At 43.8% G+C, this 15,257-nt stretch carries 8 protein-coding genes and 3 pseudogenes; 7 read left to right on the top strand and 4 right to left on the bottom strand.

Translation table 11 applies throughout. The features are described from left to right. Positions 1 to 98 precede the first annotated feature (98 nt). Positions 99 to 443: pseudogene (locus PSE7429_RS09330) on the bottom strand (tRNA(His) guanylyltransferase Thg1 family protein); the annotation flags it as partial. Positions 444 to 497: 54 nt separating this feature from the next. Here PSE7429_RS09330 and tnpC point away from each other — a divergent pair. Both tnpC and PSE7429_RS27930 read left to right on the top strand, forming a co-directional pair. Then, positions 498 to 1,872, top strand: a pseudogene (gene tnpC / locus PSE7429_RS25095) (IS66 family transposase). A 44-nt stretch (positions 1,873 to 1,916) separates the two neighbouring features. Continuing rightward, positions 1,917 to 2,042 (top strand): annotated as a pseudogene (locus PSE7429_RS27930) (IS1 family transposase); the annotation flags it as partial. 110 nt (positions 2,043 to 2,152) lie between these two features. Here the strand turns inward: PSE7429_RS27930 and PSE7429_RS09340 are convergent. Further along, the gene (locus tag PSE7429_RS09340; RefSeq protein WP_009626900.1) at positions 2,153 to 2,998 is read right to left on the bottom strand and encodes a hypothetical protein; all 846 of its coding nucleotides are present in this window, start codon (positions 2,996 to 2,998) and stop codon (positions 2,153 to 2,155) included. A 380-nt stretch (positions 2,999 to 3,378) separates the two neighbouring features. Here PSE7429_RS09340 and PSE7429_RS09345 point away from each other — a divergent pair, with 380 nt between their 5' ends. From PSE7429_RS09345 to PSE7429_RS09355, 3 genes are all read left to right on the top strand, one after another. After that, the gene (locus PSE7429_RS09345; protein ID WP_009626901.1) at positions 3,379 to 4,080 is read left to right on the top strand and encodes a hypothetical protein; all 702 of its coding nucleotides are present in this window, start codon (positions 3,379 to 3,381) and stop codon (positions 4,078 to 4,080) included. A 196-nt stretch (positions 4,081 to 4,276) separates the two neighbouring features. Then, entirely contained in the window at positions 4,277 to 6,601 is a 2,325-nt protein-coding gene (locus PSE7429_RS09350; protein ID WP_009626902.1) for a transglutaminase TgpA family protein, read from the top strand. 169 nt (positions 6,602 to 6,770) lie between these two features. Continuing rightward, complete coding sequence (locus PSE7429_RS09355) at positions 6,771 to 7,256, top strand: allophycocyanin subunit alpha-B (protein WP_009626903.1); 486 nt, start codon at positions 6,771 to 6,773, stop codon at positions 7,254 to 7,256. Between the two features lie 179 nt (positions 7,257 to 7,435). Here PSE7429_RS09355 and PSE7429_RS23485 read toward each other — a convergent pair whose 3' ends face one another. Both PSE7429_RS23485 and PSE7429_RS09365 read right to left on the bottom strand, forming a co-directional pair. Beyond that, positions 7,436 to 11,044 carry a PAS domain S-box protein gene (locus PSE7429_RS23485; protein WP_009626904.1) on the bottom strand — a complete coding sequence of 1,203 codons (3,609 nt, stop codon included), beginning with the start codon at positions 11,042 to 11,044 and terminating at the stop codon, positions 7,436 to 7,438. A gap of 66 nt (positions 11,045 to 11,110) precedes the next feature. Further along, on the bottom strand, positions 11,111 to 12,640 hold the full coding sequence (locus PSE7429_RS09365) for a tetratricopeptide repeat protein (RefSeq protein ID WP_009626905.1): 1,530 nt from the start codon (positions 12,638 to 12,640) through the stop codon (positions 11,111 to 11,113). Positions 12,641 to 13,151: 511 nt separating this feature from the next. Between PSE7429_RS09365 and hslO the strand changes: the two genes are divergently transcribed. Together hslO and PSE7429_RS09375 are read left to right on the top strand one after the other, a co-directional pair. Next, entirely contained in the window at positions 13,152 to 14,090 is a 939-nt protein-coding gene (hslO, locus tag PSE7429_RS09370) for an Hsp33 family molecular chaperone HslO (protein ID WP_009626906.1), read from the top strand. Between the two features lie 109 nt (positions 14,091 to 14,199). Next, on the top strand, positions 14,200 to 15,075 hold the full coding sequence (locus PSE7429_RS09375) for an S-methyl-5'-thioadenosine phosphorylase (RefSeq protein WP_009626907.1): 876 nt from the start codon (positions 14,200 to 14,202) through the stop codon (positions 15,073 to 15,075). The last annotated feature ends 182 nt before the right edge of the window (positions 15,076 to 15,257 follow it).

A 15,257-nucleotide genomic window follows, 5' to 3' on the forward strand; every position in this document is an offset into this window, starting at 1 on the left:
AGCTCAAGGTAAATCTGTCATTGATTTTTTCCGTCAAGCTTTAATTGATCCTTCTTCTATTTCTCTCATTCCTATTCTTACCTGAATTCTTACGTTGATTCTTTTTGGTATGACTCCCAATATACCCCTATACCCCGCTTCTGCCAGCTAGGTAAATCGTTGAAGTTAATATTCGCTTGCTGATAAAGAAGTTCATTTTTGTCACTCACTGAAAGTCTATAAATTTTTTCTGTAGCAGATCCAGCGCTCTCGCCAGCTTTACGTAACATCCAGTAACAGTGAGCATTTAATGCATTTCGATGGGCATCTTCATTGCGCCAGCGGAAATAATCAACTACTAGATTTAACGTAGGAAGTTGAGAAATGCGACAATCAAAAGCAGCAATACTTCCCAATAGCACCGATAGTTTTGCACTTGCCTCTCCTGCCAAAATAGAATTAAGGTAAAGAATCAGGTAAGAAATTGACAAAAGAGCCAAAGCGGCTAAAGTAAAGGGATGAAAGAGCCACCGCAATATGAACGAGAAGCCCTAGAAAATATGCCAGTAGGAGAACTGGTAGAAGTAATCGTGCGGCAACAGGAATGGGCGCAACAAATATACGAAGAAATAGAGAGACTAAAAGCGGTGAACAACAGGAGTAGCAAAGACTCATCCAAACCGCCATCCAGTGACCTAATAAAGCGGTCAGAGAAAATAGACGAATCAAAAGAAGAAGAGGAGGGGAAGAAAAAGCAGGGGGACAAATCGGACATAAAGGAAAAACGAGAAAAGGATTTAATCGAGTAGATCGCTTTGAGACAGTCTCACCCGAAGGATGTCCAGATTGCGGAGGCGCATCATGGACTGAGATAGGAGTCAGCATCAGACAAACAGCAAGATTGGTAAAGCAACCAATAGAAATCGTTGAATATCAGCAACAGGAATGTCAATGTAACCAGTGTGGGGCGGTGGTGTGGGGAGAATTACCTAAGGAAGTGATAGGCGAACAAGACCTAGAAGCAAGTCTACAAGGAATGTTGGTATGGCTCGGAAATTATGGACATATGAGTTATGAAAAACAGCAAGAATGGCTAAAAGAGATGGGAGTAGGCGAAATCGGACTAGGAACCATCGCTGTCACCAATGAGCGAGTAGCTGCCAGTATTGAAGCAAAAGTAGCCGAGTTAGCAGAGTGGATTAAAGACCAACCGCAAGTGCAAGTTGATGAAACACCATGGCTGGTCAAAGGGGTAAAAGAATGGCTATGGTCATTCAGTGGAGAAGGTTATGCCCTATATCGTGGTGCAGATACTCGCAGTCGTGCCGAACTGGAGTCAGTGTTGGGACAAAGCTATGATGGCGTACTCTGTAGTGACGACTATAGTGTCTATAACGGTTACGCCGTTGAGCGACAACAAAAATGTCTTGCTCACCTAAGACGACACTTTAAAGCATTGCTGAAATTAACCCTTAAATCGCAACAAGAAATTGGCAAAGTATTTATCAGACTCATTGATGAAGCCTTTGAACATCATGCGACTTGGCGAATACACGGTGATAATCCACCATATTTTACTTGGGCAACTGATTTTAAAATTCGCGTCAACCAAGCCATTTCAGACTGGTTGCCCAAGGTTGGATATGCCGCAGGGCTTTTGTTAAACTCCCTCAAGAAAAATCAGCTCAGTGGTGGTATTTTCTTGATGATCCCCTTGTCCCCCCTGATAATAATCGTGCCGAGCGTAATCTCAGGCTTGCCGTTACCAAACGCAAAGTTTCTGGTGGTTCCCGTTCTATGGATGGCTTACACAATACCGCCGCTTTGTTGACGGTTATTCAAACCTGTAAAGCTCAAGGTAAATCTGTCATTGATTTTTCCGTCAAGCTTTAATTGATCCTTCTTCTATTTCTCTCATTCCTATTCTTACCTGAATTCTTACTAGACTAGTTAGAAAGACCTTATCCTTTTCTAAGAAGTTGGAAAATCACATTGGGGCCATTTGGAATTTTATTCATCATTACAACACTTCTTTACCTGCTCGGTCATCCTTTCCTTTTTAGGACTACCCAAAACCTTACTGGGTTTGTTTTTTAATTCACTGAAGTGTTGGCTCACTTCAATGAATTGGTATAAAAAGCAAAAAGCCGCGCTTTGCGCGGCTTTTTGCTTTTTAGGATACGCAATACTTATCAGTTGTCTGCACGGACTTGACCTCGATCATCGCCCCTGTGTCGATCACAAATTCACTCAGTCCAATTTCACTTTTGGGATTACCCCAATCGTAGGTATAACCCATTCTTGTCCAAGGATAACCACCTGTGGCGTTATAGGACTGAGATCTTAACTTCTCAAACCACTGGAGATAGGAGAGTTTGATACTCGCGTCAGGAGATGGTGGTATCTGGGTGAATTCACCAAAGGCAGTTCGATCAGTGATTTCGGAATCAGCACTAGGGCGAAATAGATTCTCTGGATTGACCCAAAATTCCACAAAACGGGTTTTTCCATTATTGGGAGGTAAGCCCAATAGTTGCTCTAAACGCAGCGTGCGATCGCTCTGATTCGTGACATCTTTTAATTTTTCTTTGCAGAAATTTTGCAATTCTGGAGCCACCGTTACCCATGTTTGGCGAGATGTCGTGATTGGCTGACCGACTTGATTATCGTAGCCTGTATAGTTTGTCCAAGTGGCAACCAGTAATTTGTCCTTAGGAGCAGTTTTGTTTTGCCAGATTAAGAACTTGTTGTCTTTAGTGATTGCCACTAGATCTTGGGAAACCTCGTCTAGTTCGGCAACTTTGGCATCCGCAACTGCGAGATTATACTTATTGATTAAGTCTGCGGAAATAGTTTGGGAATATAGTCCTTGGGGTATCTGAAATACGACAAAGGTAAAAGTAGCGATCGCCAGTAACGTCAAGGCAATAGATTTAACTGAAAACTTAAAATTGAAGCCAGACTTCAACCCAAAATTCAACCCAAAATTCAACCCAAAATTCAAATTAGTTCTCTGCATGATAAACCGCATACTTTAGTTAAGCTTAGTGAGGGAAATTACAGCGCTTTGCGCTCAAAACCAAATCAAGAAAAATTTTGAAAGCGTTGCTTCGCAACGCTTTCAAAATTTTTCTTGTGGTTCGTTTGATCGATAATTGCTGTAGAATTAATTTTACTCATATCGCTCTCATCCAAGTGAAATGCGGCTAGGATTCGTAACGATTAGCAATACTCCTGACATAATTAAAACCCAAAAACCTATAGCGCACGCTGCGCGTGCGCTATAGGTTTTTGGGTTTTAATTAAGCCCACTTACTTAGCGATCGCCATAGGAACAAAGAACATCGTTATTTAGTCATAATCGAATAGAACTCTATATGACATCCCCTAGAGGCGTTTATGAGCGCTCAATACAATTTAAAATTGGCAGTTGTTTCATCTGTCAGTATGCCGCTGAGTATAGCGATCGCGTCTTTGATCGCCAGCCCTAGCTATGCCTATTCGCCTTATCAAACAAGCGATCAAACCAACAATCGACCTCAGTCTCAGGTAAACGCAAATCAAATTGCCCAAATATTTCGCTCGACCTTAAGCTTGCCTGCGGGACAAACGATCGCTACCAAAATCAATCGCCAAGACACTCTCTACATCTCCAAGGGAGAAACCGTTAATGCCAGTCTATTAGTTGCCCAAGATATCACAGCCACAAATGGCACAGTCCTCATACCTGCGGGGGCAGTAATCGAAGGACAATTTGTCCCAGCAGAAGGTGGCTCGAAATTTGTCGCCCAAAAATTTACTAGTCGTGGTGCAACCGTCAGACTGCAAGCCGAGTCAGCCCTGATTAATGATGTCAAAGATCCCCGTGAAACTAATACAGGTGCAATTCTGACCGATGCTGGTATCGGTGGAGCCGCAGGAGCAGTGCTTGGCGGCGTATTTCGTGGCGGCGTTCATATTGAAGATGTTCTTGGCGGCGCAGCGGCGGCGGTGTTAATTGGCAACGTTACAGCCCCACAGGTAACCGTAATTGAACCCAGTACCGTAGTCAATGTCATCACCAAACAAACTATCACCTTTGCAGTCAGAGATGATTATTAAAAAAACGTGAGTTCGGGATAATTTGAAACGGGCTTCGAGAAAGGGTTTGCGTAGCAAACCCTTTCTCGAAGCCCCAAAGTAAAAGCCTTGCTATGCAAGGCTTTTACTTTGGGGCTTTTAAACCTTGCCAGCTTAACCCGAACTGACGTTTTATACTAGTTGGTAGGATTCCAATCATCTCTAAACCCAGACCAACATGGATACGATTCGGCAGCCGCGACCAAAGATTGGTACTTTTGATAAATTACGACAAGCTTCAGAATTTACCGTGGCGGGAGTTGAAGATTCGATTCCGTTGCGCGTACTAGTCCAAATTTTTGTATTTATCAGCATTGGGGCAATGGACTCGGTAGCGAGTTCCAACAATAGTATCTGGGCAATACCTCTTAGTGCGATCGCCGCAGTCTGGGCATGGTATGCAAGACGCACACGCAATATCCTTGTGAAATTATTCATTGCGATCGCGATGATTGCCATGCTGGTGATATTTCTCAACGATATCGTCCGCCAAACCGAAGAAACAAGACTATTACTAGCAAGATTGTTAATTCAGCTACAGGTTTTACATAGTTTTGACCTACCACGCCGCAAGGATTTGGGATATTCGATTGTGATCGGATTGATCCTGATGGCGCTCGCGGCTACCTTAAGTCAAACGATGATTTTTGCCCTCTGGCTGATGGCCTTTTTATTGGTGGGGCTGCCAATTTTATTGCTCGATCACCGATCGCGTTTAGGAGTTAAGACGGTCGGTTTTGAACCAGAAAAAATAGGCGTATCGCTATTACCTCTATCGGGACTACTGGCGATCGTCTTGGTACTGGGCTTGACTATATTTGCATTTTTACCCCGTTTACCAGGATTTCAGTTACGCAACTTCCCCGTAAGTGTAAATTTATCGGTGCAAAGACAAATTCCGAAGGGAGGAATTTTGTCGCGACAGCAGCAACAGCAGCAGGGAAAAAATGGCAATGGCAATGGCAATGGGGGAACTGGCACTGGTGGTACTAGCAATGGTGACTCGGACACATTGCCACCATTATTTGCCCCCGAAATTGATACGGCTTCCTCTGATGCCAAACAACTAAACAAAAAACGCAAACCCGAATTAATGATGCGCGTGCGATCGCAAGCGGAACTGTTTTGGCGAGTGATGGCCTACGACCAATTCACGGGGAAAGGTTGGCGCATTTCCCGCAATGATCCGCAGCAAATCCGCACGGTTAAACGCAATCCGCTCAATTATGAATTCTCGCTACCAATTCCCACCTATATATCGATTGGTGCGCCAAAACAATTAGTCAAACCCCTCGCCAGTCAGGAGGTAGTCCAAACCTATACGATCGTATCGCCAAATTTTCCGAACCTAATTCCTGCGGCAGCAGTGCCCAACCAGATCTTTTTTCCAAGCGAAGAATTGGATATCGATCAAGAAGGAATGCTGCGGGGACCAGGAGCTTTGCCTGAAGACCTAACCTATACGGTAATTTCCAACGTTGTCGAGCGTAATCCCAAATTATTACGACAATCATCGGGGGAATATCCGCGCTCAATCCGCAATTATTATCTTCAAGTTCCCGCAAATCTATCACCAAGGGTACAGGAGACTGCGCTGAGTTTCTTAGCAAGTGCTCGTGATGCTCAAGGCAAACCGATCGCCTTAGACAATAACTACGATCGCGTGATACAGATCACGCAAAGCCTCAAGCAAAACTATGCCATTAAGCCTCTTGGATTTGAGGAATCTAAGGGCGATCTCGTATCGCAATTTGTCGATCAGGGTGGTGGAGAGGAAAGCCATTTTGTTTCGACTATGGCAATCATGCTGCGATCGCTGGGCATTCCTAGTCGCTATGTAGTTGGCTTTGCCTCAGGAAAGTTCAACCCCTTTACGGGACTTTATGAGGTTCAAAACATTGATACGCAATCAATGGTAGAGGTTTTCTTTCCGTCCTATGGTTGGCTCGCCTTCGATCCTGTCCCCAATCGCCCCATATTTCCGCCATCGATCGAAAATAACCGTACCTTTGGTGCAGTACAAACCTTTTGGAGTTGGATTGCCCAATTTTTACCGAGTTCTGTTAATAACTTTTTTAATTGGTTATTTGATAGTATCGGCAAATTTGTGGGCAGTGTCATCAATTGGCTAGCCGAGATGGGCTGGATCGGTATTGCCTTTGGTCTGGCGATCGCCTTTGGATTTGGGATCGGTGGTTGGGCTTTATGGCAATTCACAATCTGGTGGTGGCAACGCCAAAGATTGCAGCAAATGCCGATCCCGCAACGTACCTATCGCCAAATGCTCCAATGGCTATCGGAACAAGGCAAACCCAAATCGCCGCACCAAACCCCTCAAGAATATGTGGAAAGTCTTAGCGATCGCCTCTCTGATCGCCAAGCTACGGCGATCGCCCAGATTACCCAGATCTATCAAGATTGGCGCTACGGCAATCGAGCGATCGGCTATGACTTATCGGCAGAGCTAAAAAGACTGCTCACCCAATTAAAATCAAAGGTGTAATAAGTTTTTAGGCTTTATAGCAAGTTAAGAAATGGCTACGCCATTTCTTAACTTGCTATAACAAGACTGGCGACAACTATAAAGATTTGTGATTTTATTACAAAATCTTAGCTGATTCACCGCTTTTGGTAGACTAGACTGCGAATATATTAAATTTTTTATTTTAATCATGAGTGTAGTTATTCAAGTTTTAGAAAGAGCCGACGAAGAACTCCGTTATCCCAGCATTTCCGAGTTACAAGGCGTGCAAAACTTTCTTTCCACTGGTGCTCAAAGAGTGAGGATTGCCACAATCTTGGCAGAAAGCGAAGCCAAAATCGTCAAAAAAGCAACCGAAGAACTATTTAGAATTCATCCCGATTACATTTCCCCTGGTGGCAATGCCTATGGACAAAAGCAACGTAACCAATGTCTGAGAGATTTCACTTGGTACATCCGCCTTACCACCTATGGAGTATTGGCAGGCGATAAAGAACCGATCGAGAAAATTGGCATTATCGGCGTACGTGAAATGTATAACTCCCTCGGCGTACCTTTAGTTGGCATGGCTGATGCTATTCGCTGCCTCAAAAGTGCTTCTTTAGCTTTGCTCAGCAAAGAAGATGCCTCTACCACGGAGCCTTATTTCGATTACATCATTCAAGCAATGTCCTAGAAAAATATCCTAGAAATCCGAGGAAGGCGCTATGCGTCTTCCCACCCATGAATTATAAACCCCAAAATACAAGTGGCGGCGCAAAGCGCCGCCACTTGTATTTTGGGGTTTGAGTTGTCCTATGTATCTGTCTCTACTCGCGTTATACCAAAGCTCAAAATGGCTACGCCATTTTATGCTTAGCTACTTACTTGAATTTGTAATTCTAAGAACTCACGAATCCGCTTAATTTGAAACTCCCTAGCATAATCGAGAACTTGCTCAGAAAAGGGAATAAACTGGGAATTAGCTTCCTGTAAAAGGATAACTTCTTCTTGAATAGCCAAAATATCCCCCATGCGAGCCAATTGGAGTAACTTCTCTACGGTGCAGTTGGGCGGCAGCACCAAGGGAGAAATCGTAGCATCTTTAGATTTAGAATTATTGGTAAGGGAAGACTCAGAACTACGGAGCTCTTCGTATTTCCATTCCAAATGAAGTAGCGATCTCATGACCTTAAATAGAGCCTCAGGATCGATCGGCTTGGCAATAAAATCATTGCACCCCACCGCAAGACTCAGACTGCGATCTTCGTCAAAGGCACTGGCGGATACCATCACAATAGCTGTCTTCTGAAACATCGGTAACTGTCGGAGTTGCTTTGTCGTTTCATGACCATCCAGTTCAGGCATGACCATATCTAACAAAATCAGATCGGGATCGAAACTTTTAGCTTGAACGATACAATCACTACCATCGATCGCTTCGACAACTAGAAAATCTAGGGGAGTAAGTAAATCGTTCAACACCATGCGATTCTCGGTCTTGTCATCGACGATCAAAATTTTGCGCCGAGCGCCATAATAGCCAGAAATCGAGCGGCTATCGATGGCTAAAGACCGAGAATAATGAGGAACTTCAAATAGGTCAATTTCAAACCAGAAAGTACTTCCTTCATGCAAACGGCTTTCCACATGCAGTTTTCCGCCCATCATCTCCACCAATTTTTGGCAAATTGGCAAGCCTAAACCCGTCCCCGAATAGCGTCGGGCGCGATCGCCCACCTGTTGAAAAGGCAAAAAGATATCTGTCAATGTGTCAGGAGCAATGCCCACACCCGTATCGGCGATCTCAAAACGAATTTTGTAATTATTCAATTCTAAGGCTCGAGCGCTTACCAACAGAGATACGCTGCCACAATCGGTAAATTTAACGGCATTCCCAAATAAATTAATCAGGACTTGACGCAAGCGCTTTTCATCACCATACATGGTGTTGGGCAAAGCTGTTAGGGGTTGATAGATCAGCTTCACATCCTTGGCCCGTACCTGTAGTTGAAACATATCCGTAATACTTTGCAGTAATTTCGGAAGCTCGAATTCACTGGGATTGAGTTCAAGCTTCTTAGCTTCAATTTTAGAAAGATCGAGAATGTCGTTGAGCAGAGTCAACAAATGTTCACCACTGCGCTGAATGATTTCTAATCCTTCCTGATGTTTATTGGGGTCGTAGCTACGCTTAAGGATTTGCGCATAGCCCAAAATTCCATTTAATGGAGTCCGTAACTCATGACTCATATTGGCAAGAAATTCGCTCTTAGCGCGATTTGCCGTATCCGCAATTTCCTTAGCAGATTGTAGTTCTTTTTCGGCATGTTTGCGATCGGTAATATCCGTCCCGACGGATAGAATTTCGATTAACTTACCGTGATCGTCATAGATGGGCTTATTTGACCAAGTTACCCACACATGCCGCCCATCTTTACAGATGTTACCATTCTCCTTGAGTTGATATTTTTCAGGCGCACTGCATATTTCCGCAATCATATTGCGGAGATCTTCTCCTGAAATGTCCTGAGATGAGACGAGGGTATCTAGTATATAGGTACCGATAATTTCCTCTAATTCATAGCCAAAAAATTTCAAGCCATAATCGTTTAAGAAACAAATCTTTCCTTGGGTATCCCAGCGGAGAATGATACAGTTAGCCGATTCGACCAGATCGCGATATTTCTTTTCACTCTCTTTGATATTCTCTTCAATGAGCTTGCGATCGCTAATATCTTTAAGGGCATAGATCGCAAAAACTTGACCGCCAAATTCGATGCTTTCAGAAGAGACTAAGCCCGTAATTTTCCTGCCATCCTTAGTCAGAAACATCGCCTCAAAGTTAGCTACCCGCTTATTTACCTCCAAAATGGCTAACATGCGATCGCGATCTTGCAAATCGACCCACAGATTTAAATCCGTTGGATTTACGCCGATCGCCTCTTCTCGACTATAGCCCGTAATTTCCGTCCACTTATCATTGACATCAATATGTTTATAGGTATCAGTCGAGAGTAGAGCCATCCCATCGGGACTAGAACGGAATGCCTTGGCAAATTTTTCTTCTGATTCTCTAAGGGCCGCTTCCGTGAGTTCATGTTCGAGAATTTCCTGTTGGAGGGCTTGAGTGCGTTCGTCAACCTTTTGCATCAGTAGATGCGAATATTCCTCTAGTCGATTGTGGGATTTTTTTAATTTGCGACTCATCTGATTAAAGGAACTCGCTAGTATGGCAAGCTCCTTCACCAAACAGGAATATTCAACTTTTTGATCTAGATCACCTTCAGCGATCGATTGACTAGCAAGGCTCAATTGGGTGATCGGACGGGTAATCCACTTCGCGGCAATAACTCCCAATATTGTGGTCAGACCTAGAGCCACCATGCATAAAAACATCGTAGAACGTGTATTCTCTTTGATTTGTGACATAAAGTCAGACTCAGGAACCACCACCACGATTTGCCAACTCAGTCCAAAGGTATCGTTGAGTTTACTAACCTGAAGAAAGTACTTTTCGCCATGAAAATAAATAAATGATTGTTGAATTTGATCATCAATTTGATTGGGATATTCCTTCAAACTTGCAGCGGCAATACGCGTTAATTCATCTTGGCTTTGAATTGCGAGAAGCCGATCAGATTTCTTGTCTTTAATAGATATGGCTACATCAGCATTAGAACTTGCCACCAATCTGCCCGATGGTTCCATAATGAAGGTCTGTCCGCGATCGCTAACCTTGGTATTCTGTAAGAAGTGATTGATTTCCCCTAGCAAAATTGATATACCTAACACCCCTTGAAATTCGCCATTAGGGGCATAGATCGGTTTTACAGCGGTGATCGCAGGTTCCTCAGTAATTACATCGGTGTAGACCTCACTCCAGATATCACGTTTTGCCTCGATCGCATTCTGATACCAAGAGCGCTCGCGCAAATCAAAACCCCGTCTGGCTAAGAGGATGATCTGCGATCGCCCGAGTTCATCGGTCATGGAAGTGATCAGAGAATTCTCCACAGCCAACATATTACGGATGCGTCTTGCTCCTAAGTATTGATCCGCAGTGTTTGCCACAAAAATATTGCTAATCTGGGGAAAACTCCGCAGTTGCTTCCAAAATTGCATTTGGATTCTTTGTTCCTCATATCCGCCCTTAATATTTTCTAAATCAATACTATTGGAATTGAGATTATTGAGAATATAGGGAAGTTCTAAATAGGAATGCAGACGAGTTTTAACTTGTTCGGTAACTTTATTGCGAAGTTGATTAGAAATCTGTTTGACAGCATCATGCCCGTTACGAAACGATAACCACCCAATCAATCCCACAATGCCAAAAGTACTTACTAAAAATGGCACAATAATCAACATACTTAAGGGCAAATGAAAGCCTTTCCTAACCTTACAAACCATATTGAGGCTATTGTTTACCCCTGAGGCAGTAGTTACAGTCGGAATTGAAGAATGAGGAGGAATCGCTGTCATAGTTAATTGTTCAGTTAATTTCCCAGTTGATTGTTCAGGTAATTACTCAGGTAATTACTCAGGTAATTACTCAAAGCCAAGTCTTCTCAATGTTAACTTGCGACTTTGCCAAACTTGGGGTTCTTGAGGAGAAATTTGGATCGCCCGATCGTAGGAAGCGATCGCTTCTTCCAGCAACCCTAACCCACTGAGCGCATTTCCTCGACTATACCAAGCAAAATGATCGTCGGGATTAATTTCCAAGGCTCGATCGTGACTGGCAATCGCACCTTCATAGAGTTCCAACTTACTCAACACCAGTCCGCGATTGTTCCATGCATAGTAATCGTCAGGACGTAGTTCGAGAGCTTGATCGTAGCTAGCGATCGCTTCAGTATAGTTTCCCCATTGTTCGAGGGCTTTAGCGCGACTATACCAAATTTGATGATCGTAGGGTTTATATTCTAGGGCGCGATCGTAACTGGCTACCGCTTCACCATAACGTCCAATGCTTTCAAGGGCATAGGCATGGCTAAACCACCCCTGCACGTAGTCGGGTTTTAGCGCGAGCGCCTTTTCGCAATGCTCGATCGCCTCTTCATATCTACCAAGGACGCTACAAACTAAACCTTTACCTCCATAGGAATAGTAATAATCGGGCTTATAGGAAAGGGCAATATTGTAACTATTGATTGCTTCCTCATAGCGTCCCAGCATACTCAAAGAAGTACCAAGGTTATGCCATGCCGCATAAAAATCTTCCTTATAATTAATCGCCTGACGGTAATTTTCTACCGCCTCTTCGTGGTGACTGCAAAGATCGAGCGCGACAGCACGATTGTACCAAGCCAAATGGTTATCAAGGCGAATCTGCAAAGCCAGATCGCAATTGAGGATCGCTTCTTGACAGCGATTGCCCGCAACTAAGAGTCCCCCCTGCTCCAACAATAGTTCGATCCTTCGTTCAGAAATCAAGGGCTGAGCGGCAATGAGTTTTTGCAGATCGTCAAATTTGCGATCGCGTTCTTCTTCGGTGATTTGAGCATAGGTCTCATAGCGATCGTCACTTACCCAGCGGAAAGTCTCCTGACGCATCAACTCCATGTCAGTGGGAAACTCAAACACCTCCACATTGTCACCCCAAAATTCAGGATGACTATTAACAAAAAACTTAAGGGCAAATAGGGGCAATAAGAATACAAAACAGATAGAGAAACTCTCTTTGAGTTTAGATTGCAATTGGAGAAGATGAGCTAATGGACGGGGAATAGCAGTCAACTTGGCATTCAATTCGCGATTCTCAGGATGATCGACTTTATTCTCTAAAAACTCTTCGATACCAGTAATAAATAAGAGATTCGCCTCATGTAAATCTGGCTCATTGACAATCATTTCATAGAAGTCAGGAATTGGACGATCTAGCCTCAATACAAAAATCTTTTGATTGGTGATATCTGTCCTCGTCCTTTTTATGATTTGTTCGCCTTCCGCAGGCGAACAACGGACAAACAGCATTCCAAAATCTTGTTTGTGCCTGAGCAAACCCAGTAACTGCTTATATTCGGTCTCTGGATTTTTTAGAGCATCTTTGTCCCAAGCGTTTCCAGTGTATTGCATGGCTCTCCCATTTGACTGAATACTAGAACCAATCATACCAAAGTTATAAAATTCTGTTGCGATCGCATCGCTCAGCAATTGCAACTATAGCGCAGCAATTACAAAACTATGGCTGTCGCATACAACCTACAGCAATTATCGATCAAACGAACCACAAGGAAATTTTGGAAAGCGTTGCAAAGCAACGCTTTCCAAAATTTCCTTGGTTTGGGTTTGAGCGCAAAGCGCTGTAAAAGACGAGAGGTAGTGCTTCACGCTACCTCTCGTCTTTTAGGTTGTGATTTATCCTAACGAGCTCAAACATTGCTATAAATTGCTAAGTTCCTTGGCATAATTAAAATCTGCGGCGCACGCTGCGCTTGCGCCGCAGATTTTAGCTCTGGTTTTTAATTATGCCAAGGGACTTATAAAATTTCTGGGCGATTATTGACGGTTGAACTCAAGTTAACATAGAGCGATGCAGGTAAGATCTGCATCGCTCTATTGAATATAAACCCGCTAGAGAAAGTCCATGAACGATCGTTTAGTTCGCGCCCTCACCGCCGACGGCAGAGTCCGTGTCATTGGCGTGAATATTACCCAATCCCTGAATAATGCCTATCGCCGCCATCATTTATCCCCATTAGCCATCGCTGCTCTCGGTCGCGCAATGAGCGCGAGCCTGCTACTTGCCTCAAACATGAAGAAAGAAAGAGCCAGAGTCAATGTTCGAGTCGCTGGTGATGGTGGACTTGGGTTAATCTATGCTGATGCTGGATTCGATGGCACTATACGTGGCTTTGTCGCCAATCCTCAATTTACATTACCACCTCTAGCTGATGGGCAACAAAATGTCAGTCAAGGGGTAGGGCATACAGGTTTCTTTAAAGTTATGCGCGACGTGGGCTATGGCGAACCCTATAGCAGCACCGTCGAACTAATTGCTGGTGATATTGCCAATGACGTTGCTTGGTACTTAGCTTCTTCGGAGCAAACCTTTTCTAAGCTCATTCTGACGGAAGTCATCAATCCAGAGAATAGTGATGCTCCCGTGCAGGTAGCAGCAGGGCTACTACTACAGATCATGCCTGTGGCGACACTTCGGATTGCGAAAACGACAAATCGTTCTCAAGAAGAATTACTCGTTCAACTAGAAGCCAAAAGTAATACGCAAAACTTCATCCATCTGTTGCTCCAAGATCAAACGATCGAAGATGTGATGACTGAATTATTTGCTGATATGCATTTAGATATCTTACCGATGAGCAAAGATGTGAGATTTCACTGTCCCTGCACCCTCGATCGCATGTTAGCGGCGATGAAAATGTTTGGAGAAGAAGACCTGCGATCGATGATTGCTGAAGATCTTGGTGCTGAGGCAACTTGTCATTTCTGTGGTGAGGTTTATCATGCTACGACAGAACAGCTCAATACGTTACTGGCAGATTTACTAGTTGAGACAAAAGCTTAACTGTTTAACCGCAAACAAGTCTTCCCAGTCCAAACTTCTTCCCGATTGGGCTTTATGGTAACTTCACTTCTATTCGCTTCTTGATCGATCAGCCTAATTTCTAAAAACTATGACATTTAACGCACAAATCGGCATCATTGGTGGCAGTGGACTCTATAAAATGTCAGCCCTGAGCGATATTCAGGAAATTAACATAGATACCCCCTTTGGCAAAACGTCTGATGCCTTTATCTATGGCAAATTATCTGGAACACCCGTACTATTTCTTGCCAGACATGGGCGATCGCACCATTTACTGCCATCAGAAGTACCCTATCGCGCAAATATCTATGCGCTTAAAAGTCTAGGCGTGGAATATATCATTTCCGCTTCGGCAGTAGGTTCTTTGCAGGAATACGCACGTCCCCTTGATATTGTGTTGCCCGATCAATTTATCGATCGCACCACCAGCCGTACCTCCACTTTCTTTGGTGAGGGTATTGTCGCTCACGTTGCCTTTGGCGAACCAATTTGCAAATCATTGCTGTCGGTCATCGCCTCAGCGGCAGAAGGGGTTGATTTGGGACGAAACAAAGTCCATAAAGGGGGGATTTATCTCTGCATGGAAGGTCCTGCTTTCTCGACCAAGGCTGAGTCCTTGCTCTACCGTAGTTGGGGGGCAAAGGTAATTGGCATGACAAATCTCACCGAAGCAAAACTCGCTCGTGAAGCGGAAATTGCCTATGCCACGATCGCCTTAGTCACCGATTATGACTGTTGGCATGACGATCATGAAAGCGTAACGGTAGATATGATCATCCAAAATTTACATAAGAATGCCCTAAATGCTCAACAGGTAATTCAGAATGCCGTCGCCAAAATTGCCGCCAATCCACCAAAATCTGAAGCCCATACTGCGCTTAAGACTTCGATCTTGACTGATTTGAGCCAGATATCGGGAGTAAGCCGCGATCGCCTCAAAGTGATTTTGCAAAAATATCTTTAAACCTCTAGCATCAGCCTAATACCAAAGTTTAAAATGGCTACGCCATTTTAAACTTTGAAAACCCTTACTGGGTTTGTTTTTAATTCACAAAAGTGTTGTCACACTTTCGTAAATAAATTGGTATAACCCCTTCCCAAAGCCCAAAAGTAAAAGCCTTGCTAAGCAAGGCTTTTACTTTTGGG

Source organism: Pseudanabaena biceps PCC 7429 (assembly GCF_000332215.1).
In the GTDB taxonomy this organism is placed as follows: Bacteria; Cyanobacteriota; Cyanobacteriia; order Pseudanabaenales; family Pseudanabaenaceae; genus Pseudanabaena; species Pseudanabaena biceps.